Consider the following 22,568-nt stretch of genomic DNA (forward strand, 5'->3'; position numbering starts at 1 on the left):
GGGGGCACCTCCCAGCGGTAGCTGGGGGACGTCGGTGACCGACGACAACGCGGCTGGGGGTCCCCCCGGACGGAGTCTGGGGGAGTGCGTGCCAGGCCCCACCAGCCAGACGGGACTTTGACGACACGACCTAGGGTGCGGGCATGATCCGTAGCGCTGTTGTCGACGATGTCCCTGCCATTCGCGCCATGATCCGTGAGCTCGCGGAGTACGAGAAGGTGCCGCACGAGGCGCGGGCGACCGAGGAGCAGTTGAGGGAGGCGTTGTTCGGGGAGCGGCCGGCGGCGTTCGCGCACATCGCGGAGACGGCCGAGGGGGAGGTCGTCGGGTTCGCGGTGTGGTTCCTCGGCTTCTCGACGTGGCGCGGGGTGCACGGGATCTACCTGGAGGACCTGTACGTACGGCCGGGCGCGCGCGGGGGCGGTTACGGGAAGGCGCTGCTGCGGGAGTTGGCGCGGATCTGCGTGGAGCGCGGGTACGGGCGGCTGGAGTGGTCGGTGCTGAACTGGAACGCGCCGACGATCGCCTTCTACGAGGCCTTGGGCGCGCGGCCGCAGGACGAGTGGTCGGTGTACCGGTTGACGGACGGGCCGTTGGCGGAGCTGGGCGCGGGCGGTCCGGAGGACGGCGCGGACCGGGCGGACCGTGCGGGTGGGGCGGACCGCCCGGACAGGGCCTAGCCGGCGAGCAGGGCCAGGACGCGGCGGACCGCTTCGGCCACGGGGAGGCCGATCTCGCCGACGAGTGTGGCGACGCCGGTGACGGAGGCGAGCGCCCGGCGGAAGGCACCGGGTGGCGCGGCGTCGCCCTGGGTGATGGTCGCGAGGGACTCGTCGATGACCTGGCGGTCCTCGTCGGAGACCTGGCCGCGGAGCGTCCGGATCGCCCGGATCATGTCCTCGAAGACGGCCTGCGGGTCCTGCGCGCCCTGGTAGGTGTTCTGGATCCGGCCGATGCTGCCGGGGCCGGAGGCGTTGTAGTTGTCGCCGATCTGGCCGATGTGGACGGGCTCGTTGCCGGTCATCCGATCCTCCCGACGCCGCCCCTGCCGGAGGCGTGGTAGTTGTCGCCGATCTGACCGATGTTGTAGGTGTTGATCGGCCTGCTGAAGTCGGCGTGCGGGTCGTCGATGGCTTCCATGATGTCGAGGACGAGCTGCTGCACCTCCTGCTGGTCCGCGCTCGCGAGCAGCGTGCGGGGAGTTCCGGAGGTCTCGATGACCAGCGCGTAGTACGTCCTCGTGGTCAGTACGGAGATCAGCCGGTAGAGGAAGAACGCGGCGAGCGCCAGTGCGGCGAAGGTCACGCCGTTCATCAACTGGTCGCCGGCCACGCCCTGGAGGGCGGCGAACGCGATGACCGTCAGGATCCCCAGGGTCAGCATGGACTTGATGAATTGCCCCACCGCCCGCCCGCGCTCGGGGTCGATCCGCCATGTCGTCGCGCGGGCGATGTTCTGCAGCGGGTACGCCTCGCCGCCGATCCAGAGCACCCGCTTGCTGACGCGCACCTGGATGACCTCACGTCTGGCCATTTCGTCTCCCCCCGAATGCCCGTCGTAGCGCACAGGATCCTCGTCAACTGAGCTCTCAGCAAGCGGAATTGACGAAGAAGAACCAGAAGTGGGCTACGGCTCCAGGACGACCTTGCCGGTGGTCGCGCGGGTCTCCAGGGCGCGGTGGGCGGCCGCGGCCTCGGCGAGGGGGTGGCGCTGGACGGCCGGGCGCAGGCGGCCGGCGGCGGCCTCGGCGAGCGCGCGGGTCTCCAGGACGCGGAGGGGGTCGGGGGCGCCGACGGCCTCGAACATGGCGGGGCCCAGGACGTTCCGGGTGGTGATGCCGCGGGCGGTGAGGTCGGCGCGTTCGGCGTCGGTGAGGGTGAGGGGACCGGCGGACCAGCCGAAGACGAGGTGGCGGGCGCCGGGGGCGAGGAGGCCGAGGGCGGCGCGGGCCGTGTCGCCGCCGACGGAGTCGAAGAGGACGGTGGCGCCGCCGGGGGAGTGGGCGCGTACGGCGTCGGGCCAGTCGGGGGCGGTGTAGTCGAGGGCGAGGTGGGCGCCGTTGGCGGCGGCGAGGGCGGCTTTGGCGGGGCCGCCGGCGAGGGCGATGACGGTGGCGCCGGCGTTCTTCGCGTACTGGACGAGCAGGGTGCCGATGCCGCCGGCGGCGGCGGGGATCAGGGCGGTGGAGTCCGGGCCGAGCTCGGCGAACTGGAGGATGCCGAGGGTGGTGCGACCGGTGCCGATCATGGCGACGGCCTCGGCGGGGTCGAGCCCGGACGGGACGGGGTGCAGGCGGTCTGCGTCGGCGACGGCGTACTCGGCGTAGCCGCCGGGCGCGAAGCCGAGGTGGACGACGACGCGGCGGCCGAGCCAGGCGGGGTCGGTGCCGGGACCGAGGGCGTCGACGGTGCCGGCGACCTCGCGGCCGGGGACGGTGGGGAGCTCGGGAAGAGCGGGGGCGGGGCCCTGGACGCCCTGGCGGAGGGTGGTGTCGAGGAGGTGGACGCCGGCGGCGGCGACGGCGATGCGGACCTGGCCGGGGGCCGGAGCGGGGGTGGGGACGGCCTCGTAGGTGAGGTTCTCGGCGGGGCCGAAGGTGTGGAGGCGGATGGCGTTCATGGTCTGCATGGCCTTCATGGCCTTCATGGGTTTCATGGTCTTCATGGAGTCAGCCTTCGACCTCGACCGTGGTTGAGGTCAAGAGGCTGGCGGTGCTGCCGGGTCGTGTCAGTGGGCTGCGCCACGATGGGGGCATGGCGCGCAAAGGGCAGCAGGAGACGGTGAAGGCGGCGCGGCGGCCGGAGGTGCGGTTGCCGGAGCTGGCGGTGTGGGAGGGGGACGAGCTGGAGCCGGACGGGGACTACGACGGGCTGGAGTTCGCGGACCTGGACCTGGCGGGGCAGGAGGGGGTCGGGGCCCGGTTCATGGACTGCGCGGTGCGGCGGTGCGCGCTGGACGAGGCGGGGCTGGCGAAGGCGCGGTTCCTGGACTCGGTACTGGAGGGGGTCCGCGGGGTGGGGACCGACCTGGCGGGGGCCTCGCTGCGGGACGTGGAGCTGGTCGACGCGCGGCTGGGCGGGGTGCAGTTGCACGGGGCCGTACTGGAGCGGGTGGTGATCCGGGGCGGCAAGATCGACTACCTGAACCTGCGGAAGGCGCGGCTGCGGGACGTGGTCTTCGAGGGGTGCGTGCTCGTGGAGCCGGACTTCGGGGGTGCGGTGCTGGAGCGGGTGGAGTTCCGGGACTGCGGGCTGCGGGGGGTGGATTTCAGCGGCGTGCGGATGACGGATGTGGATCTGCGGGCCGCGGGCGTGCTGGAGATTGCGCGGGGGGTGGAGGCGTTGGCCGGGGCCGTGATCAGCCCGGGGCAGCTGTTCGAGCTGGCCCCGGCCCTTGCTGCGCAGCTGGGGGTGAGGGTGGTTCCGTAACGGGGCCGGCGGGCCCCTGTGGGCCGCCTGCCGGGGCTCCGCCCCGGACCCCGCGCCTCAAACGCCGGCGGGGCTGAAGGTTGGGGCTGCGTCCCGTGCCGCGCGCGTCAGGCGTCGGCGGGGCTGAAAGATCGGGGCTCCGCCCCGGACCCCGCGCCTCAAACGCCGGCGAGGCTGGAGGTTGGGCCTGCGCCCCGGACCCCGCGCCTCAAACGCCGGCGAGGCTGGAGGTTGGGCCTGCGCCCCGTGGCGCGCGCCTCGGACGTCGGAGGGCTGGATTTGCCGATGCCGCCCGGGTGGGCTGGATTGCCCATAGGGCAATTTCAGCCTCGCCGGCGTTTGAGGCGCGGGGGTCCGGGGGCGGAGCCCCTGGCAGCGGCGGCGCACCGATCAGCCCCGCAGGGAGGCGCGGGGCCCCGGTGAGTGGGGCCGTGCGCCGCAGGGGTTAGGCCGGGACTCGGGGGAAGCGGGACTGGAGCATCCAGATGGCGGGGTTCTCGGCCAGGCCGTCGTGCATGTCGACCAGGTCGGCGATCAGGTCGTGCAGGAAGTCGCGGGCTTCGCGGCGCAGCAGGCGGTGGCTGAAGGTCAGCGGCTCCTCCTCGCCCGGCATCCAGTCGGCCTCGACGTCGACCCAGCCGAAGCGGCGCTCGAAGAGCATCCGGTCGGTGGACTCGGTGAAGTCGAGTTCGGCGTACTGGCGATTGGCGGAGCGGTTGCCGCGCGGGTCCTGGTCGAGCTGCTCGACGATGTCGCACAGGGCCCAGGCGAAGTCCAGTACGGGCACCCATCCCCAGGCTGTGGACACTTCCCGGTCCGTGGTGGTGTCGGCGAGGTAGACGTCCCCGCAGAACAGGTCGTGGCGCAGGGTGTGGACGTCCGCCGAGCGGTAGTCGGTCTGCGGGGGGTCGGGGAAGCGCCGGGAGAGGGAGTAGCCGATGTCGAGCACGTAACCGATGGTGTCACGGGTGCGGGGGGTGTCCTCACCCCGGACGGCGCGGGGGCGGTGTCAGCGGCCGCCCGGCTCCCCCGGGACCCGCCGGACGGAGCGCGTCAAGAAGGCAGCAGGCGTTGTTCCTTGGCCACGGCGACGGCGCCCGCCCGGGTGTCGACGCCGAGTTTGTCGTAGATGCGGCCCAGGTGGGTCTTGACGGTGGCCTCGCTGATGAAGAGGGCGCGGGCGATGTCGCGGTTGCCGAGGCCGCGGGCCAGCTGGCCGAGGATGTCCAGTTCGCGGTCGGTCAGGGTGGGGCGGGTGCCGCGCATGTGGGCCATGACGCGGCTGGCCACCGGCGGGGACAGCGTGGTGCGGCCCTGGGCCGCCGAGTGGATGGCGGCGAAGAGCTCCTCGGGGCGTTCCGCCTTGAGGAGGTAGCCGGTCGCGCCCGCGCCGATGGCGCGGGTGATGTCCGCGTCCGTGTCGTACGTGGTGAGGACCAGGACGTGCGGGGGGTTCGGGGCGGAGGTGATGCGGCGGGTGGCCTCGACTCCGTCGATGCCCTCGCCGAGCTGGAGGTCCATGAGGACCACGTCGGGGCGGAGCTTGGCGGCCAGGGCCACGGCCTCCTCGCCGCTGCCCGCCTCGCCGAGGACCTCGATGTCGGGCTCGCTGCCGAGGAGGGCCAGGAGTCCGGCGCGGACCACCACGTGGTCGTCGCAGAGCAGGATCGTCGTCATCCGGTGGGCTCCAGGGGGATGGCCGCGGAGAGGACGGTGCCCTCGCCCGGCGTGGATTCGATCGTCAGGGTGCCGCCGAGCTGGCGGACGCGGGCGCGCATCGCGGGGAGGCCGTGTCCGCGTTCCGCGGTGGCGACGCGGGGCTCGTGGAAGCCCTGGCCGTCGTCGGCGATGTCCAGGACCACCTGGTCGCCGAGGAAGCTCAGGGTGAGGGCTGCCGTCCGGGCGCCGGAGTGCTCCCGTACGTTGGCCAGCGCGCCCTGGGCTATGCGCAGCAGGGCGGACTGCACCCGGCCGGGGAGTGCGGCCGGGGTGCCTTCGAGGTGGAAGCGGACCTCGATGTCCGGTCCGGCGTCCAGGGCGCGCAGGGCGTCGGCGAGGCCGGTGCCGTCCGCGAGTTCGGCCGGGGCCAGGTCGTGGACGAGGCGGCGGGCCTCGGCGAGGCCGCGGGCGGCGATGCCGGTGGCGGTACGGACGTGCGCGCGGGCGGTGGCCGGTTCGGTGTCCCAGGTGCGGTCGGCGGCCTGGAGGAGCATCTGCTGGCTGGAGAGGTTCTGGGCGAGGGTGTCGTGGATCTCCATGGACAGCCGCTGGCGTTCGGCGAGGGTGCCTTCGCGGCGTTCGGTGGCGGCCAGTTCCCGGCGGGTGCGGATCAGGTCGTCGATCAGGGCGCGCTGGGCCTGGGCCTGGCGTTCCATGTGGACGAAGACGGCGGTGGCGAGGGCGGCGACGGCGGGCGGGGCGAGGAGGAGATTGGGGTCGAAGGACCCGGCCAGCTTCAGCTGGGCGATCACCACGAAGCCGGTGAGGAGGGCGACGAGGACGATCGCGGCGCGTGGGGGGAGGGTGCGCAGGGCGGTGAAGAAGAGCGGTACGGCGCACCAGGCGAAGCTCGGGGCGAGGACGACGAGGACCACCCAGGTGGCGACGATCAGGCCGAGCCAGAGGGTCTGGCGGGTCCGCCGGGTCCGCCGGGTCCGGCGTGCGGTGGGGGCGGTTGGGGCGGTTGGGGCGGCGCCGAGGGCCGGGCCGACGGCGGGGCCGAGTACGTACAGCAGGGCCAGGGTGATGCTGAGGGCGATGATCCACGGGGTGCGGGGTTCGCCGGGGTGGTGGAGGAGGAAGCGGGCCAGCGAGGCGCCGAGGAGCAGGAAGAACGCGGTGTGGGCGACCGTGGCCAGCGTGCGGGTGTCGCGTGGCGGGGCGGGGGTCACGGGGTGCTCCTGGGTTCGGGGCTTGCGTCCATTGTTGCCTGCGGCGCCGTTGCCGGGGCGCTGCCCCGGACCCTCCCCCAGACTCCGTCCGGGGGGACCCCCACGCCTCAAGCGCCGGCGGGGCTGGATTCGGCCAGGCCGCCAGTCGCCTGCGGCGCCGTTGCCGGGGCTCCGCCCCGGACCCCGCGCCTCAAACTCCCCCAGCTACCGCTGGGAGGGGCCCCCAGGCGGGGCTGGAGGTCGGGCCCCGCGCCGCAAGCGCCGGCGTAGCTGGAAGTGGGGCTCCGCCCCGGGCCCCGCGCCGCAAGCTCCCCCAGCTACCGCTGGGAGGGGCCCCCAGGCGGGCTGGAGGTCGGGCTCCGCCCCGGAGCCCGAGCCGCAAGCGCCGGTGGGGGAGACGTGACCAGCCAATACGGTCCTCGTGGCGGTGCGCATCGACCGATCGGATGACCCCCGGGTCAGCCGGTGCGGTCGGTGGGGGGAGCCGGTACGGGGACGGGGTGGCGGGGGGTTCGGGGACAGGCTTGGAGCAGTCACCGCGTCAACCGTTCTCAGGAGCAGAGATGAACACCCGCACCCGCGTTCTCACCGGTACCGCCCTCGCCGTCGCGCTCGGCGCCGGGACCTTCGGTGCCGTCAGCGCCAGCGCCACCCCCGCCGCCGAGGCCGCGCCGGCTGCCGTGTCCGCGAAGAAGGACGGGCCGGGCGACAAGAACTTCACCGCCACGACGCACCTCACCATCGACGCCGCCACCCGCGCCGCCCAGGCCGCGCTCCAGGCCGCCCAGAGCGAGAACCAGAAGGTGACCGTCGCGGTCGTGGACCGCAACGGCAACACCATCGTCACCCTCCGCGGCGACGGCGCGGGCCCGCAGTCCTACGAGTCGGCGCAGCGCAAGGCCTTCACCGCCGTGTCCTGGAACGCCCCGACCTCGGTGCTCGTGGGCCGCCTCGCCCAGGCCCCGAACCTGAAGGACATCCCCGGCACCCTCTTCCTCGGTGGCGGGACCCCGGTGCAGGCCGACGGCGCCCCGGTCGCCGGCATCGGCGTGGCCGGCGCCCCGAGCGGCGAGCTGGACGAGAAGTTCGCCAAGGCCGGCGTCGACGCCCTCGCCAAGTAGATCAAGTAGGACACGATGACGCCCGCCTAGGATCGAGTGCGTGGAACACCGTGCTCTTTCCCGTCTCGCCGCCCCCGCCGTAGCCGCCCTGCTCGCCCTCACCACGGCGTGTACGGGCGGCCCCGTGCAGGGGCGGCCGGGTGCGGCGGGGCTGCGTGATCCGTACTTCCCCAAGGCCGGCAACGGCGGCTACCAGGTCGAGCACTACGACCTGGACCTGGACTACGACCCCGCCGACGGCCGGCTGCACGGCACGGCGGTGATCACCGCCCGCGCCGGGCAGCGGCTCAGCTCCTTCAACCTCGACCTCAGCGGCCTGAACGTCGAGGGCGTGACGGTGCAGGGCGCCGGGGCCCGGTACAACCGGACCGGCAACGAGCTGACCGTGCGCCCGGCCGAGGACCTGGAGAAGGGCGAGGTCTTCCGTACGGAGGTCGACTACGCCGGCAGGCCGAAGGCCCTCACGGACGCGGACGGCGCCAAGGAGGGCTGGATCAGCACGGACGACGGCGCGGTGGGCGTCGGTGAGCCGGTGGGCTCGATGACCTGGTTCCCGGGCAACCACCACCCCAGCGACAAGGCCGCGTACGACATCACGATCACGGTGCCGCAGGGCTACGAGGCCGTGTCGAACGGCGAGTTGCGCTCGCGGACCACCGACGCCGACGGGCGGACCGTGTTCGCGTGGCACAACCCGGAGCCGATGGCGAGCTATCTGGCGACCGCCGTCGTCGGCAAGTACCGGGTGACGACCGGACGGACCCCGTCGGGGGTCGCGCTGTACAACGCCGTGGCGCCCGGGGAGGCGGCGGCGAGCGCGGGCGTCCTCGCGCGGCTGCCGGAGATGGTGGAGTGGGCGGCGGGCCGGTTCGGCCCGTACCCCTTCGGCACGGCGGGGGCGGTCGTGCTGCCCGCCGGGACCCTCGGCTACGCGCTGGAGACCCAGACCAAGCCCGTCTTCCCCGGCGCGACCGACGAGGAGACCCTGCTGCACGAGCTGGCCCACCAGTGGTTCGGCAACTCGGTGTCGCCGAAGTCCTGGAAGGACATGTGGCTCAACGAGGGCTTCGCGACCTACGCCGAGTGGCTGTGGGCCGAGGACCACGGCGGGACCACCGCGCAGCAGGAGTTCGATGCCTTCCTGGCCGGTGACACGGACGTCGACGAGGACGCCCGCTCCGGCTGGGACGCCTTCCCCCCGGCCGCCCCGCCCGGGCCCGAGGACATCTCCTCGCAGCCGGTGTACGTCCGCGGTGCGATGGTGCTGCACCGGATCCGTCAGGAGGTGGGCGACGAGAAGTTCTTCGCCCTGCTGCGCGGCTGGGCGGCCGACCACCGGCACGGGAACGCGAGTACGGCCGACTTCACCGCCTACGCGCAGGAGAAGACCGGGCACGACCTGAAGAAGGTCTGGGACGTGTGGCTGTACGGGAAGGACCGCCCCGAGTAGCCCGGTGGCCGAGGGTCTTACGGGGCGGCCAGCGGCTTGCGCAGCACCGTGCACGCGCGGCCCAGTTCGCGGTCCTCGGCCCGGCGCAGCGGGGTGTAGCCCTGGGACTCCCAGAAGGCCATGGCCTTGGGGTTGTTGTCGAGTACGGCGATCCGCAGGCCGGTCCGTCCGGCGGCGCGGAAGCGGTCCTCGACGAGGGTGGCCACGGCGCGCCCGTAGCCCTCGCGGTGGGCGGTGGCGTCGACGAGCAGCAGGCCGATCCACGGGTCCGGGTCGCCGGAGGCCGGATCGGGGTGGGTGGCGAGGGTGGCCGCCATGCCGACGAGCCGGCCGGCGGAACGGGCGAGGAAGACCTCGGCGCCGTCATGGGCGAGTTCGTCGGCGAGGGAGGCCGCGACCTGTTCGACCGTGATGCGGTTCGGGTCGGGGAAGTCGCCGCTGAGTTCGAAGAACGCGTGGTTCGTCGCGTACAGGGCGGCGATCTCGGTCAGGACCGGACCGGGCAGGGCGCCGTCCACGGGGACGAGCGGTTGAAGAATCACCTGGTCAACCGTAGCGAAGCCCCCTCCCCGGACGGCCGGGAGGGGGCTTCGCCGGCGACGGCGTCGGCCGCCGCGGGCGGGACTCAGACGTTGACGCCGAAGTCCTGCGCGATGCCGGTGAGGCCGGAGGCGTAGCCCTGGCCGACCGCGCGGAACTTCCACTCGGCGCCGTTGCGGTAGAGCTCGCCGAAGACCATGGCGGTCTCGGTCGCCGCGTCCTCGGAGAGGTCGTAGCGGGCGATCTCGGCGCCGCCGGCCTGGTTCACGACGCGGATGTACGCGTTGCGGACCTGGCCGAAGTTCTGGCTGCGGGCCTCGGCGTCGTAGATGGAGACCGGGAAGACGATCTTGTCCACGTCGGCCGGGAGGCCGGCGAGGTTGACGTTGATGGCCTCGTCGTCGCCCGCGCCCTCGCCGGTGCGGTTGTCACCGGTGTGGACGATGGTCTGGTCCGGGGTGGACTTGTTGTTGAAGAAGACGAAGTGGCCGTCGGAGACGACCTTGCCCATCGGGTTCACGGCGATGGCGGAGGCGTCGAGGTCGAAGTCGACACCGGTGGTCGTACGGACGTCCCAGCCGAGGCCGACCGTGACGGCAGCGAGGCCGGGGGCCTCCTTCGAGAGCGAGACGTTGCCGCCCTTGGACAGGCTGACAGCCATGGGATTGTCCCTTTCCTCATCCAGCATGCACGAACGCGGTCAAGTTACCGCTCATCCCTATAACGCCACGAGGGGGCGCTCGGGTTCCCGTGCGAAATGCGGGTGACGGGGCGGCGGCGGGCACGGATCATAGGGGCATGCCTGGTCCCTATGTCATCCGCGGTTCGGTCGTGCTCCCCGAGGGCGAGCTCGCCTGGCGTTTTTCGCGGTCCTCCGGACCGGGCGGCCAGCACGTGAACACCTCGGACTCCCGCGTGGAGCTGCTCTTCGACGTGGCGGCGACGAACGCGCTGCCCGAGGTGTGGAAGGCGCGGGCGCTGGAGCGGCTCGCGTCCCGTCTGGTCGACGGGGTGGTGACCGTACGGGCCTCCGAGCACCGCTCGCAGTTCCGCAACCGGGAGATGGCGCTGGTCCGGCTGGCTTCGCTGCTGGCCGAGGCGACGGCGCCGCCGCCGAAGCCGCGCCGGGCGACGAAGATCCCTCGCGGGATCAACGAGCGCCGGCTGCGGGAGAAGAAGGCGCGGGCCGAGACCAAGCGCGGGCGGACCGGCCGGGACTGGTAGCGCCGCCCGGCCCTGGGACTACTGGCCCAGGTGGCGGTAGCGGCCGCGGAAGTACGTCAGCGGCTGCCCGTCCGGGGAGGGCAGGCCGGCGGTCAGGACGCGGCCGATGACCAGCGTGTGGTCGCCCGCCTCGACGCGGTTCTCCGTACGGCATTCGAGGGTGGCCAGGGCGCCGCTCAGCAGCGGGGCGCCCGAGACCTCGCCGCGGACGTGGGGGAGGTCCGCGAAGAGCAGCCGGTCGCTGATCCGGCCCTTCATGGCGAAGCGGCCGGCGACCTGGAGCTGGTGGTCGGCGAGGAGCGAGACCGCCCACAGCGGCTGCTCCGCCAGCAGGTCGTCCATCCGGGAGCCCTCGCGCAGGCTCACCAGGACCAGGGGCGGGTCCAGGGACACGGACATGAAGGCGGTCGCCGTCATGCCGACGTCCTCGCCGCGCGGGCCGTCCGCCGTCAGAGGGGTCTCGTGTGCGGTGATCAGGCACACGCCCGCCGCCAGCCGGGACATGGCTGCCCGGAACTCGTCGTTGCTCACCCCCTCAGCATGGGGGCTGGCATGGGGCGGGGTGGTGACAGGGGTCGTCTTCAGCACGCTGGAACGCTAGTCTCGCGCTCCCGCGCGCACATCGGGCCCTGGTCCGAGTCGCGCCCCCGCCCCTTGGCCTAGGCCCGGGCGTATCGTTTGCTTCCGGGAATGTGAGGGAGCGCTCCCAGTTGCATACGCCCAGCAGCACGCCGTTATTCATCTCATGTGACTTGAGTCACAGAGGGCAAGATTTGTTGACCCTGTGTACCTGCGGCACAGCTCACTGTGATTCAGTGGACGGGACACCGCAACGAAACGCCGATGACAAACCTGGAGTTGCTGTCGAGGTCTCGGGGAGAGCGAGCAATGGAGACCGAGTCGGAGCCGTACGTCCGTCTTGCGACCCTGCGGCAGCTGCACCGGGTGGTGGCCCAGCTCAACACGGCCAGGAGCCTGGCGGACACTCTGCAGACCGTCGTGGACGGCATCGTCGTGGGCCTCGGCTACGAGCTCGCCTGTGTCAACCTCGTACGCCCCGACGGTGATCTCGTCGTCGCCGCCTTCGCCGGCGACCCCGCCGCGGAGGCTCTCATCACCGGCCGCGTCGGCTCCCGCAGCTCCTGGGAACGCCGTCTGACGATGGGTGAGAACTGGGACGGCCTCCGCTTCATCCCGCACACCGAGGGCTGGGTTCTCATGGAGGACGACGTCCCCCAGTGGCACACGGAGGGCCCCGAACCGCGGTTCGAGGACGAATGGCACCCCGAGGACCGGCTCTACGCCCCCATGTATGCGTCCGGCGGGGAACTTCTAGGTGTCATTTCGGTGGACAGACCGCGCAATGGACGCCGGCCGGGCGCCTGGGGCCGGGAAGCGCTCCAGATGTACGCCTTCCAGGCGGCGATTGCGATCAGCAATGCCAGGCTCCGCGCGAACATGCAGCGCGCCCTGGTCCGGCTGGAGCGCGAGCAGCAGGCGCTGCGCGCCAGTGAAGAGTCGTTCCGCCAGGCCTTCGAGTACGCGCCCAGCGGCATGGCCATCGCCGAGATGGGCGGCGACCAGCACGGCCGGCTGCTGCGGACCAACGACGCGCTGTGCCGGCTGCTGGGCCGCCCGGCCTCGGTCCTGCGCCGCTACTCCTTCTCCGACCTGGTCCATCCCGAGGACATCGGCACGCTGCTGCGGACCTCCGCCGAGGGCGGCCGCGCCGAGCTGCGCCTGGGCCGGCGTGACGGCACGTACGTGTGGGTCTCCCTGCGCAACTCCGTCGTCGCCGACGCCGCCGACGGCCCGCGGTTCCTGCTCACGCACGTCGAGGACATCGAGGAGCGCAAGCGGCACGAGCTCCAGCTCGCCCACCGCGCCAGCCACGACTCGCTGACCGGCCTGCCCAACAGCGCCGAGCTGCGGTCCCGGCTCGGCGCGCGGCTGTGCCGCAGGCCGCAGTCCGTACGGGCCACCGCCGTGGAGGCCCTGGACGCGGCCTACGAGGGCCGCGAGGCGCACGCCGGGCACGGCGACGGGTACGAGGTGCGGAGCGAGGCGGGTGGTGCCGGTGAGCACGGCTTTCAGCCCGACGGCCCCGACCGGTTCGCGGGGTCCGACCCCTTCGAGTACGCCGGGACGCTGCCCGCCCAGGCGGACGGCCCGTACGACCACCACGTGCACACGGTGGCGCCCACGACGGACGTCGACGACGGGACGAAGGGGCTCGCGGTGCTCTTCTGCGACCTCGACGGCTTCAAGTCGATCAACGACCGGTTCGGGCACCACACGGGTGACGCGGTCCTGATCGAGGTGGCCCGGCGGCTGACGACGGGCGTCAGGGACGGTGACACCGTCGCCCGGCTGGGTGGTGACGAGTTCGTCGTCCTCGCCGACGGACTGGGCGCCGCGGACGCCGCCGATCTCGCCGTCCGGCTGCGCAGCGCGATCATCCCGCCGATCCGGGTGGACGGCCGTGCGGTGCGTGTCGGGGCCAGTTTCGGCATCGGCTGGGCCAGCTGCGGTATGTCGGCGGACGAGGTGCTGCGCTCCGCCGACCAGCGGATGTACATCGAGAAGAGGTCACGCTCCAAGGCGCACCGCCGGGCAGGCTGAGGCGATCGGGCACCCGTGGGCGCACCTGTTCGGGGTAGGCTCCCGGGGGTCGAAAGGAGTGACCTGCGATGACGACGCCCGCGAACAACGGCCCGCACGGTGGGGCGAACAAGCCCGAGGACGACGATCCGTTCGGCTATCTCTACGCGGACGGCCAGGCCGCCGGAGCCACCCCGCCCGGTCAGGGCGGCGGATACGGCTACCCGGGGCCCGCGGCAGGCGGTCCTTCCGGCGCGCAGCCAGGAGTTCCCCGTACCTCCCACCACCAGGTGCGGACGGTCGGCGAGCGCAGGAACGGCGGCCAGCGGGGACAGGTGCCCGCGCAGCAGCCGCCCTACCAGGCCCAGTACCAGGCCCCGGAGGCGCTCCAGGCGGGCGGCTACGGCGTTCCGCCGCAGCAGCAGCCCCCGCAGCACCAGACGCAGACGGTCGCGCACCCCGGCGGTCACGGCGGTCACGGCGGCGGTGGCGGCTCCAGCCGCAAGGGTCTGCTCATCGCGGCGGTCGCGGTGGTCGGCGCGGTCGCGATCGGCATCGGCGCGGCCGTCGCCTTCGGCGACAAGGACAAGGGCAAGAACGACAAGGCGGACGGCGGCCAGCAGTCGGCGGCCCCGCAGAACCCCTCGTCCCCGACCCCGAGCGGCTCTTCCAAGCCCTCCGAGGCCCCGCTGCCCAAGGGCGAGGCGGCCGGTGCGGGCATGGTGCTGAGCGGTGGCGCGCAGCTGCAGAGCGCGGTGCCGGGTTCGAAGAGCTCGGGCGGCCAGTACGTCGGCAACTTCAACCAGACCGGTGCGGCGCTCACCTGGACGGTGGAGGTGCCGGAGGCGGGCGACTACACGCTGTTCGTCAACTACGCCGTTCCCGGCAAGGACGGCAAGGCGACCCTGACGGTCAACGGGCAGAGCCCGAACCAGTCGCTGAACCTGTCCAACTTCGCGAAGGCGGCTGACGGGGCCTGGGACAAGGGCTGGACCCGCACCTATGCCTGGATCACCCTCAAGAAGGGCTCGAACGCGATGAAGATCTCGTGCGAGCCCGGCAACCAGTGCGACGCGATCTTCGACCAGCTGGAGCTGGGTTCGGGGCACACCAAGCGCTGAACGCGAAAAGAGGTCCGGCCCCACCGCTCGCGCGGCAGGGCCGGACCTCTCGGCGTTCCCGGTGGCTGCTAGCCGCAGTGGACCCAGCCGGTGTTCTCGCTGTGCTTCTTCTCCAGGTAGGTGGAGTTGTTCCCCATCCAGTAGCCCGTGACCTCGCCGTAGAGCTTGACGCACCTGCCCGGGGCGTAGAGGTAGACCGGGCCCGCGTACTGGGTGTAGGCGCGCTGGCCGTCGGGGTCGGCCTGGCCGCTGCTGTCCTCCAGGACGATGCTCATGCCGTCGGTGACCTTGAAGTTGGCATCGCGGCGGAGGATCGCGCAGTTCTTGCCGGTGGACTTGTTGTAGTAGAGGAACATGACGCCGGCGCCGGTGGCACCCGAGCTGTCGCCGAGCGGGTAGGCGTCCTGCTGGTAGTAGCCCGCGCCGCAGGAGCCCCCCGAGATCGTCTGGGCCTGGGCGGGTACCGCGGCGAGCGCGGAGATGGCCACCACCCCGGTGACGGTGGCGAGCAGGTTGCGGAAGAGTCGGTTCACTTGGGTCGGCCCCGTAAGTTCGAAGATCAATTGAGCTTGTTGATCTTAGATCGTTCTGAACCGGGGCTCATGCACCCGATGGTTCGTCAGCGGTGTGGGCTTCGCCGCACTTTGACGGACGTTCAGCTTCCGCTCCTGTCGGTGACGGAGACGGCGAGCCGCAACTCCTCGTAGACGCCGGGGTCGAACTCCCCCGCCACCGGGGCCGCGACCGTGGCCGCCGAGAGGGCGACCGCGCGGGTGAGGCGCTCGGGCCAGTCCAGGCCCTCCGCCAGGGCCGACAGCAGGCCCGCGACGGCGGAGTCGCCCGCCCCCGTGGGGTTGCCGGTCAGGGCGCGCGGCGGGGCGGCCTGCCAGGTGCCCTCGGGGGTGGCGGCCAGCAGACCGGCCGGGCCGAGCGAGGTGATCACCGCGTGGGCGCCCCGGCGGCGGGCGGCACGGGTGGCGGGGAGCGGCTCGCGGGATCCGGTGAGCTCGGCCAGCTCGGCGGCGTTCGGCTTGATCATCTCGGGGCGGGCGGCGACCCCGCGGCGCAGGGCCTCGCCGCTGGTGTCCAGGAGGACCGGGACGCCGGCCGCGCGGGCTGCCCGTACGAGCACCGCGTACGCGCCCACCGGCACGCCGGGCGGGAGGCTGCCGCACAGGGCCACGGCCCGGGCGCCGGCCAGCAGGGTCTCGTAGTGGGCGAGGAAGCCCGCCCACTCCGCGGGCGTGATCAGCGGGCCCGGCTCGTTGAACTGCGTGGTGTCGCCCGAGGCGTCGTCGACCACGGCCAGGGTGCGGCGCGTGGTGCCCGCGCAGGGGACGAGGGCGTCCACCACGCCCGGGGACCGCGCCAGCAGCTCCCGTACGACGGCCCCGACCGGGCCGCCCGTGAAGCCGGTCGCCGTCACCTCGTGGCCGAGGGCGGCCAGGACGCGGGCCACGTTGATCCCCTTGCCGCCGGGGCGCTCGGTGACCGCGGCGACCCGGTGCGAGGCGTGCGGGAGCAGCCTCGGCACGCGGTAGGTCACGTCGAGCGCGGTGTTGAGCGTGACGGTCAGGATCATGGGCTCCCCCGGGTCTGTTGCTGCCGGGATCATGCCAAAGAGAAGGCGGTCGGCCCAGTCCTGGGGGCGACCGCCTTCCCCGGTACAGCCGGTTGGCCGTCAGGAACCGTCCCCGAGGGCCGGGCTGACGATCCAGTCGCCGCGCCGCATGACGCCCTTGACGTCGAACCCGGCGTCCAGGACGACCAGGTCCGCGTACTTGCCCGGCTCCAGCGAGCCGATCTCGTCGTACAGGCCCAGCAGCTTGGCCGGGTTGGCGGAGATCGCCTGGACCACGGACTCCACGGGCAGCTTGTCGAGGGTGACCGAGCGCTTGAAGGCGGTGTCCAGGGTCAGGGTCGAGCCGGCGATGGAGCCGCCCTCCACGAGGCGGGCCACGCCCTCCTTGACCTCGACCTCCAGCGGGCCGAGGTGGTAGGTCCCGTCGCCGAAGCCGGCCGCGTCCATCGCGTCGGTGATCAGCGCGACCCGGTGGGCGCCCGCGTGGTGGAAGGCCAGCTCCAGCATGGCCGGGTGCAGGTGGACACCGTCGTTGATCAGCTCGACGGTGACCCGCTCGTCCTCCAGCAGCGCCGCGATCGGGCCGGGGGCGCGGTGGGCGAGGCCCGGCATCGCGTTGAACAGGTGGGTCGCCACGGTCGCGCCCGCGTCGATGGCCTGGCGCGTCTGGTCGTACGTGGAGTCCGTGTGGCCGACCGCGGCGATGACCCCGTGCTCGGCCAGCAGCCGTACGGAGTCCAGGCCGCCCGGCAGCTCGGTGGCGAGGGTGAACATCCGGGCGGCGCCGTGCGCGGCGTCGATGAGCTTGCGGACCTCGGCCGGGTCGGGGTCGCGCAGCAGCTCCTCCTTGTGCGCGCCCTTGCGGCAGGCGTTGATGAACGGCCCCTCGAAGTGGATGCCCGCGATCTCGCCCTGCTGGGTGAGCTCGGCCAGCAGCCCGGCCCGCCGGGCCAGTTCGTCGAGGTCCCCGGTGACGGTGGAGGCGACCAGGGTGGTGGTCCCGTGCTCGCGGTGGGTGCGGACGCCCGTCAGGACCTCCTCGGCGGTGCCGGAGGTGAAGGAGGCGCCGCCGCCGCCGTGGTTGTGCATGTCGACGAAGCCGGGGACGATCCAGTGCCCGGACAGGTCCACGGTCCGCGCGCCCTCCGGGGCGCTGCCGGCGATGCGGTCGCCGTCGACGATGACCCGGCCGTTGGCCACGGTTCCGGTGGGCAGCACCACCCTGGCGCCGGAGAGAACAGTGCTGTGCGCGCTTCCGGACATCAGGCAGGTACCTCCGTGGCGAGTAGGTCCCAGGCGAGCAGCCCTGCGCCCAGGCATCCGGCGGTGTCCCCGAGGGCCGCCGGCACGATGTGCGGGAGCCGCTGGAACGTCACGCGCTCCTCCACGGCCGTCCGTAGTGGTGTGAACAAGGTTTCCCCCGCCTCGGCGAGCCCGCCACCGATGATCAGCGTGCGCGGGTCCAGCAGGGTGATCGCGGTGACCAGCCCGTCGGCGAGGGCGCCGACGGCGGCCAGCCACACCTTCCGGGCGCGCGCGTCGCCCGATTCGACGGCCTTGGCGCAGTCCGCGGCGTCGGCGTCGGGGTCGCCGGAGGCGGCCGCCCAGGCGCGGCTGACGGCGGAGGCGGAGGCGAGGGTCTCCAGGCAGCCGTGCTGGCCGCAGCCGCAGGCGGGGCCGCCGGGACGGACCACGATGTGGCCGATCTCGCCCGCGTAGCCGTGGGCGCCGGCCTCGATGCGGCCGCCGATGCCGATGGCTCCGGCGATGCCGGTGCCCAGCGGTACGAACAGGAAGCGGTCGGCGCCGCGGCCCGCGCCGATGCGGCCTTCGGCGAGTCCGCCCGTGCGCACGTCGTGGCCGAGGGCGACGGGGATGCCGCCGAGGCGTCGGCCGAGCAGGGCGCGCATCGGTACGTCGCGCCAGCCCAGGTTCGCGGCGTAGACGGCGATCCCGTTCTCGGCGTCGACGATGCCGGGGACGGCGACCCCGGCGGCCGAGGCGGCCTCTCCGAACTGCTCCCGGCCGGTGTCGAGCAGCTCGGCGGCGAAGGCCTGGATCGTCTCGACGACGGCGTCGGGGCCCCGCTCGCGGCCTGTGGCGCGGCGCGCCTCGTGGAGCAGGGTGCCGTCGGCGGCGACCAGGGCGGCCTTCATCCCGGTGCCGCCCACATCGAGGGCGATGACGTGTTTCACGGGTTTCACAGGGGATAGTCTCGCGTGCTCGACGGGGAAAGGTCTAGTCCATTGGAGGGGATTGTTGAGCAGCCATACAAATTCGGGACCGAGGTCCGGATCCGGATGTGATCGAGCCGCCAAAGTGGTGTAGACCTTACGTGGATCGTACGTACAACAAGGGGTGGACGAGAACCGTGAAGCGCCGATACCTGAGCCTGGCCGCGTCCGGCGCCGCACTGTGTCTGACCGCGGTGACGCTGACGGGCTGCGGAGCCGTCGACGGACTCACCGGGGACAACGAGGTGACCCTGCGGGTCGTGGCGGCCGAGTACGGGGACAATCCGCAGAACTCCTCCGCGACGTACTGGAAGACGCTCGCCGACGGCTTCGAGAAGGCCAACCCGGGGATCAACGTCGAGGTCAGCGTCTACTCCTGGTCCGAGGTCGACGCCAAGGTCGCCGAGATGGTCAAGGCCGGCAAGGCCCCCGACATCGCGCAGATCGGCGCCTACGCCGACTACGCGGAGGCGGGCAGGCTGTACACGGCGGACGAGCTGCTCTCCGTCAAGACCGAGGCCGACTTCCTCGGGCCGCTCGCCGACGCGGGCAAGGTCAAGCGGGTCCAGTACGGCCTGCCCTTCGTGGCCAGCACCCGGCTGCTCTTCTACAACGAGAAGCTGCTGACCGACGCCGGGGTCATCGCGAAGGACGCCAAGAACGGCTGGCAGCCCAAGAGCTGGGCGGAGCTGGAGGCGGCCGCGAAGAAGCTCAAGGGCGCCGGCGTCCAGACCCCCTTCGCGCTGCCGCTGGGCCGCGAGGAGGCGCAGGCCGAGACGATGATGTGGATGCTCGCGGGCGGCGGCGGCTACACCGACAACGAAGAGCAGTACTCCATCGACTCCGCCGAGAACGTCAAGGCCCTGGAGTTCCTGCGGGACAAGATGGTCGGACAGGGTCTGACCGGGCCGTCCGAGCCGGGCAAGACCGACCGGCAGGCCGCCTTCGACGCCTTCACGCGCGGCGAGGTCGGCATGCTCAACGGCCACCCGACGCTGATCAAGCAGGCGGCCGGGAAGGGCGTCAAGTTCGGCATGGTGACGATGCCGACCAACGACGGCACCGAGCGCTCGGCGATGGGCGTCGCGGACTGGGTGATGGCCTTCAAGAACGGCCACCCGAAGGAGTCCGGCAAGTTCCTGGACCACCTGTACGAGGCGAAGAACGTGACCGCCTTCACCACCATGTACGACCTGCTCCCGGTGACGACCACCGGCTACCGGGCGATGCAGGCCGGGGCCGGTACGGGCGGCGCCGCGCCGCAGCTGAAGACCTTCCTGGACGCGCTGCCGAGCTCGCGGCTCTACCCGGCCGGCAAGAAGTCCTGGGCGGGCGTCAGCGAGGACATCAAGCAGAAGATCGGCAAGACCGTCCAGCCGGGCGGGCAGCCGGCGCAGGTGCTGGAGGAGATCGCGGCGTCCGCGCGGGCGGCCGATCCGCGCTGACAAGGGGCTGACCCGCGTCGGCGCGGGCCCGGCGCGGGCAGGCGCGGGCCGGGCGGCGCTCGGCGGACCGGGCGGTCGGGGCGGTGTCGGTGGGCGGCGTTAATCTGGCCGTATGACGGACGAGGGGCAGCTGACGGCCACGGAGGCCGCGGTGCTCGCGTACGAGGGACGCACCTGGCCCGGGCCCGGGGCCAAGGAGCGAGCGATACGGGAGGGGCTGGGGATGACCCCGGTCCGCTACTACCAGCTGCTCAACGCGCTGATGGACGACCCCCGCGCGCTGGCGCACGCCCCGGGCACGGTGAACCGGCTGCGGCGCATCCGCGAGGCGCAGCGGGCCAGGCGATAGCCGTCACGCGGCTGGGCCGTTAGGGTCGTCCGTATGGGGAGCCATCCGCACGACTTGCCGATGCCCGTCACCGCAGCCGGACGCGAGGGACTCGAAGCCCTGCTCCGCGCACCCCGCCGGTCCGTGATCGCCCTGGACTTCGACGGGACCCTCGCCGACATCGTCCCGGACCCGGACCAGGCGCGCGCCCACCCCGGAGCCGTACCCGCCCTCGCCGCGCTCGCCCCCGAGGTGGCCTCGGTCGCCGTGGTCACCGGCCGGCCGGCGGGCGTCGCCGTCCGCTACGGGGGCTTCGCCGGGGTCCCCGGACTGGAACACCTGGTGGTCCTCGGCCACTACGGAGCCGAGCGCTGGGACGCCGTCACCGGGATCGTCCACGCCCCCGCCGAGCACCCCGGGGTGGCGGCGGTCCGGGCCGAGCTGCCGGGATTCCTGGACTCGATCGGGGCCTGGCGGGGCACGTGGATCGAGGAGAAGGGCCGGGCGCTGGCGGTCCACACCCGCCGCGCCGAGGACCCGGAGGCGGCCTTCGCGGCGCTCCGGGAACCGCTGGCCGAGCTGGCCGCGCGGCACGGGCTGATGGTCGAACCGGGCCGGGCCGTGCTGGAGCTCAGGCCGCCGGGCACGGACAAGGGCGTCGCCCTGACGGAGTTCCTGGCGGAGACGGACGCGGGGCCGGTGCTGTACGCGGGGGACGACCTGGGTGACCTTGCCGCGTACTCGGCGGTCGAGAAGCGGAGGGCCGATGGTCTGCCGGGGCTGCTGGTGTGCAGTGGCTCCGCGGAGGTTCCGGAGCTGGCCTCCCGCGCCGACCTGGTCCTCCCGGGCCCTGGCGCGGTAGCGGCCTTCCTCTCCGACCTGGCCGAGGCCCTGCGCGCCTGACCCGCGCCGCCGCCGGGGCTCAAGGATCCGGGGCTCCGCCCCGTACCCCGCTCCTCAAACGCCGGAGGGGCTGGGTGGGTGCGGCGCCGCTGCCCCCGGACCCCCGCGCCTCAAACGCCGGCGGGGCTGAAATTGCCCTGCGGGCAATCCAGCCCCGCCGGCGTTTGAGGCGCGGGGTCTGGGGCGGAGCCCCAGTAGGCGGGCCGCGGTCAGGCCTGGAGGTCGGACAGTTGGGCCGTGAACCACTCGGCCGGGGGGAGGGCGGTGGCGGCCGCGGCCAGGCGCTTCGTGCGGTCCGCGCGCTCGGCGTCCGGCATGGACAGCGCCGCGTGAAGGGCCTCGGCCGTCTGCGTGACGTCGTACGGGTTCACCGTGAGCGCGTCCTGCCGCAGCTCCTCGTACGCCCCCGCCCCCGTCGACAGCACCAGCACGCACCCCGCCTCCGACACCACCGGGATCTCCTTCGCCACCAGGTTCATCCCGTCCCGCACCGGGTTCACCAGCGCGACATCCGCCATCCGGTACGCCGCGAGCGAGCGCGCGAAGTCGTCCTGCACCGACACGTGCACCGGCTGCCAGTCCGCCGTGCCGAACTCCTCGTTGATCGCGGCCGCCAGCTCCCGCACCGACTCCGTGTACGCCCGGTACACCGCCAGGTCCTGCCGCGACGGGTACGCGGACGCCAGGTGCACCACCCGGCCGCGCCATTCGGGGTGCGTGGTCAGCAGTTCCCGGTAGGCCAGCAGGCCCCGCAGGATGTTCTTCGACAGCTCCGTCCGGTCCACCCGGACGATCGTCTTCAGGTCGCCGACCTCCGCCCGCAGTGCCGCCAGCTTGTCGTCCACCTCCGGCCGGTGCGCCAGCGCCCGCAGCTCGTCCGCGTCGACCCCCAGGGGGTATTTGGTCACGTGCGTGAACCGGGCCTCGCCGCCCGCCTTGATGTGCTTCACCCCGCGCAGCGGGTCCTCCCCGCTCGGCAGGTGCGTCCGCGCGACGCCGCTCGCGTCCTCGAACTGCGCGCTGGTGATGAAGCCGAGCGCCCACTCGTAGGTGTGGAAGCCCAGCCGGTCCGCCCCGAGCATCCCCCACACCAGCTCCCGCCGGATGTCGTCCGGGAGCATGTGCATGAACTGCTGCGAGGCCCACGGCGTGTGCGTGAAGTGCCCGATCCGCAGGTCCGGCCGCAGCTCCCGCAACTGCCCCGGCACCAGCGCCAGGTGGTAGTCCTGCACCAGGACACAGGCGCCCTCCGCCGCCTCCTCGGCCAGGGCCGCCGCGAAGGCCTGGTTGTAGGCGACGTACGACCCCCACTGCCGGCGGAACTCCGCGTCGAAGACCGGCGTGCGCGGGATGTCGTACAGGTGGTGGTGGGTGAACCACAGCACCGAGTTCGCGATGCCGTTGTACGCGTCGTCGTACACCGTGGGATCGATGTCCAGCATCCGGACGCCAGGCTCGGCCACGCCCCGGCGGACCGCCTCCCGGTCCGCCTCCGACAGGGCCGCGCAGATCCACACCGCGTCCGGCTGCTCGGCCAGGGCCGCGGAGAGTCCGGAGACGAGACCGCCCCCGCCGCGCCGGGCACTGAGCGTGCCGTCGGCGGCGAGGACGTACGAGAGCGGGCCGCGGTTCGCTGCAACGAGTACCTGAGAAGCCATGCGGCCAACCTAGCCCGGCCCGCGCCCGCTCAAACCGTACGA

Annotated in this window: 24 protein-coding genes; 10 read left to right on the plus strand and 14 right to left on the minus strand. The window is 72.9% G+C overall.

The window, feature by feature from the left end; genetic code table 11:
* Positions 1–143 precede the first annotated feature (143 nt).
* Positions 144–680 (plus strand): GNAT family N-acetyltransferase, encoded by a 537-nt coding sequence (locus ACGFYQ_RS00005; protein ID WP_393738228.1) that lies wholly within the window; start codon positions 144–146, stop codon positions 678–680.
* On the opposite strand, the gene ACGFYQ_RS00010 is transcribed toward ACGFYQ_RS00005, so the two are convergent.
* From ACGFYQ_RS00010 to ACGFYQ_RS00020, 3 genes are all read right to left on the minus strand, one after another.
* On the minus strand, positions 677–1,024 hold the full coding sequence (locus ACGFYQ_RS00010; RefSeq protein WP_393738230.1) for a hypothetical protein: 348 nt from the start codon (positions 1,022–1,024) through the stop codon (positions 677–679). The two genes, ACGFYQ_RS00005 and ACGFYQ_RS00010, sit on opposite strands and share 4 nt — an antisense overlap.
* On the minus strand, positions 1,021–1,533 hold the full coding sequence (locus ACGFYQ_RS00015) for a DUF6232 family protein (RefSeq protein WP_393738232.1): 513 nt from the start codon (positions 1,531–1,533) through the stop codon (positions 1,021–1,023). The genes ACGFYQ_RS00010 and ACGFYQ_RS00015 overlap by 4 nt, the downstream gene beginning before the upstream one ends.
* A 93-nt stretch (positions 1,534–1,626) precedes the next feature.
* On the minus strand, positions 1,627–2,619 hold the full coding sequence (locus tag ACGFYQ_RS00020; RefSeq protein ID WP_393739654.1) for a zinc-binding dehydrogenase: 993 nt from the start codon (positions 2,617–2,619) through the stop codon (positions 1,627–1,629).
* Positions 2,620–2,753: 134 nt separating this feature from the next.
* Here ACGFYQ_RS00020 and ACGFYQ_RS00025 point away from each other — a divergent pair, with 134 nt between their 5' ends.
* Positions 2,754–3,428, plus strand: a complete 675-nt coding sequence (locus ACGFYQ_RS00025; protein ID WP_393738234.1) for a pentapeptide repeat-containing protein — start codon at positions 2,754–2,756, stop codon at positions 3,426–3,428.
* A gap of 445 nt (positions 3,429–3,873) precedes the next feature.
* On the opposite strand, the gene ACGFYQ_RS00030 is transcribed toward ACGFYQ_RS00025, so the two are convergent.
* The 3 genes from ACGFYQ_RS00030 to ACGFYQ_RS00040 form a co-directional block, all read right to left on the minus strand.
* Positions 3,874–4,377 carry a hypothetical protein gene (locus ACGFYQ_RS00030; protein WP_362395822.1) on the minus strand — a complete coding sequence of 168 codons (504 nt, stop codon included), beginning with the start codon at positions 4,375–4,377 and terminating at the stop codon, positions 3,874–3,876.
* 104 nt (positions 4,378–4,481) lie between these two features.
* Complete coding sequence (locus ACGFYQ_RS00035) at positions 4,482–5,105, minus strand: response regulator (protein ID WP_393738237.1); 624 nt, start codon at positions 5,103–5,105, stop codon at positions 4,482–4,484.
* The gene (locus tag ACGFYQ_RS00040) at positions 5,102–6,319 is read right to left on the minus strand and encodes a sensor histidine kinase (protein ID WP_393738239.1); all 1,218 of its coding nucleotides are present in this window, start codon (positions 6,317–6,319) and stop codon (positions 5,102–5,104) included. The genes ACGFYQ_RS00035 and ACGFYQ_RS00040 overlap by 4 nt, the downstream gene beginning before the upstream one ends.
* A gap of 563 nt (positions 6,320–6,882) precedes the next feature.
* Between ACGFYQ_RS00040 and ACGFYQ_RS00045 the strand changes: the two genes are divergently transcribed.
* Together ACGFYQ_RS00045 and ACGFYQ_RS00050 are read left to right on the plus strand one after the other, a co-directional pair.
* Complete coding sequence (locus ACGFYQ_RS00045; protein WP_393738241.1) at positions 6,883–7,440, plus strand: heme-binding protein; 558 nt, start codon at positions 6,883–6,885, stop codon at positions 7,438–7,440.
* A gap of 40 nt (positions 7,441–7,480) precedes the next feature.
* The gene (locus ACGFYQ_RS00050) at positions 7,481–8,890 is read left to right on the plus strand and encodes a M1 family metallopeptidase (protein WP_393738243.1); all 1,410 of its coding nucleotides are present in this window, start codon (positions 7,481–7,483) and stop codon (positions 8,888–8,890) included.
* A gap of 17 nt (positions 8,891–8,907) precedes the next feature.
* Here the strand turns inward: ACGFYQ_RS00050 and ACGFYQ_RS00055 are convergent, their stop codons facing one another.
* Positions 8,908–9,432, minus strand: coding sequence for a GNAT family N-acetyltransferase (locus ACGFYQ_RS00055; RefSeq protein WP_393738245.1), 525 nt, complete (start codon positions 9,430–9,432; stop codon positions 8,908–8,910).
* A gap of 83 nt (positions 9,433–9,515) precedes the next feature.
* A complete protein-coding gene (locus ACGFYQ_RS00060) occupies positions 9,516–10,091 on the minus strand; it encodes a TerD family protein (protein WP_393738247.1) in 576 nt (191 codons plus the stop codon).
* Between the two features lie 137 nt (positions 10,092–10,228).
* Here ACGFYQ_RS00060 and arfB point away from each other — a divergent pair, with 137 nt between their 5' ends.
* The gene (arfB, locus tag ACGFYQ_RS00065) at positions 10,229–10,654 is read left to right on the plus strand and encodes an alternative ribosome rescue aminoacyl-tRNA hydrolase ArfB (protein ID WP_215139607.1); all 426 of its coding nucleotides are present in this window, start codon (positions 10,229–10,231) and stop codon (positions 10,652–10,654) included.
* 18 nt (positions 10,655–10,672) lie between these two features.
* On the opposite strand, the gene ACGFYQ_RS00070 is transcribed toward arfB, so the two are convergent.
* A complete protein-coding gene (locus ACGFYQ_RS00070) occupies positions 10,673–11,158 on the minus strand; it encodes a flavin reductase family protein (RefSeq protein WP_393739656.1) in 486 nt (161 codons plus the stop codon).
* A gap of 384 nt (positions 11,159–11,542) precedes the next feature.
* On the opposite strand from ACGFYQ_RS00070, the gene cdgB reads away from it, so the two are divergent.
* Together cdgB and ACGFYQ_RS00080 are read left to right on the plus strand one after the other, a co-directional pair.
* On the plus strand, positions 11,543–13,276 hold the full coding sequence (cdgB, locus tag ACGFYQ_RS00075) for a diguanylate cyclase CdgB (RefSeq protein ID WP_393738250.1): 1,734 nt from the start codon (positions 11,543–11,545) through the stop codon (positions 13,274–13,276).
* A gap of 68 nt (positions 13,277–13,344) precedes the next feature.
* Entirely contained in the window at positions 13,345–14,376 is a 1,032-nt protein-coding gene (locus ACGFYQ_RS00080; protein ID WP_393738252.1) for a CBM35 domain-containing protein, read from the plus strand.
* A 68-nt stretch (positions 14,377–14,444) separates the two neighbouring features.
* Here the strand turns inward: ACGFYQ_RS00080 and ACGFYQ_RS00085 are convergent, their stop codons facing one another.
* The 4 genes from ACGFYQ_RS00085 to ACGFYQ_RS00100 form a co-directional block, all read right to left on the minus strand.
* Positions 14,445–14,909, minus strand: coding sequence for a hypothetical protein (locus tag ACGFYQ_RS00085; protein ID WP_393738254.1), 465 nt, complete (start codon positions 14,907–14,909; stop codon positions 14,445–14,447).
* A 122-nt stretch (positions 14,910–15,031) separates the two neighbouring features.
* Positions 15,032–15,958, minus strand: coding sequence for a 1-phosphofructokinase family hexose kinase (locus ACGFYQ_RS00090; protein WP_393738256.1), 927 nt, complete (start codon positions 15,956–15,958; stop codon positions 15,032–15,034).
* Positions 15,959–16,057: 99 nt separating this feature from the next.
* On the minus strand, positions 16,058–17,221 hold the full coding sequence (gene nagA, locus ACGFYQ_RS00095) for an N-acetylglucosamine-6-phosphate deacetylase (protein WP_393738258.1): 1,164 nt from the start codon (positions 17,219–17,221) through the stop codon (positions 16,058–16,060).
* On the minus strand, positions 17,221–18,153 hold the full coding sequence (locus ACGFYQ_RS00100; protein WP_393739658.1) for an ROK family protein: 933 nt from the start codon (positions 18,151–18,153) through the stop codon (positions 17,221–17,223). The genes nagA and ACGFYQ_RS00100 overlap by 1 nt, the downstream gene beginning before the upstream one ends.
* 176 nt (positions 18,154–18,329) lie before the next feature.
* Here ACGFYQ_RS00100 and ACGFYQ_RS00105 point away from each other — a divergent pair, with 176 nt between their 5' ends.
* The 3 genes from ACGFYQ_RS00105 to otsB all read left to right on the plus strand — a co-directional run bounded on the left by ACGFYQ_RS00105 (position 18,330) and on the right by otsB (position 20,868).
* A complete protein-coding gene (locus ACGFYQ_RS00105; protein ID WP_393738260.1) occupies positions 18,330–19,637 on the plus strand; it encodes an extracellular solute-binding protein in 1,308 nt (435 codons plus the stop codon).
* A 112-nt stretch (positions 19,638–19,749) separates the two neighbouring features.
* On the plus strand, positions 19,750–19,986 hold the full coding sequence (locus ACGFYQ_RS00110) for a DUF3263 domain-containing protein (protein ID WP_030031449.1): 237 nt from the start codon (positions 19,750–19,752) through the stop codon (positions 19,984–19,986).
* Between the two features lie 33 nt (positions 19,987–20,019).
* Positions 20,020–20,868: a trehalose-phosphatase gene (gene otsB, locus ACGFYQ_RS00115; RefSeq protein WP_393738262.1), complete on the plus strand. Its 849-nt coding sequence runs from the start codon at positions 20,020–20,022 to the stop codon at positions 20,866–20,868.
* Between the two features lie 209 nt (positions 20,869–21,077).
* On the opposite strand, the gene ACGFYQ_RS00120 is transcribed toward otsB, so the two are convergent.
* The gene (locus ACGFYQ_RS00120; RefSeq protein ID WP_393738264.1) at positions 21,078–22,526 is read right to left on the minus strand and encodes a trehalose-6-phosphate synthase; all 1,449 of its coding nucleotides are present in this window, start codon (positions 22,524–22,526) and stop codon (positions 21,078–21,080) included.
* Between the last annotated feature and the right edge of the window lie 42 nt (positions 22,527–22,568).

The organism is Streptomyces sp. NPDC048258, from assembly GCF_043201995.1.
GTDB lineage: Bacteria > Actinomycetota > Actinomycetes > Streptomycetales > Streptomycetaceae > Streptomyces.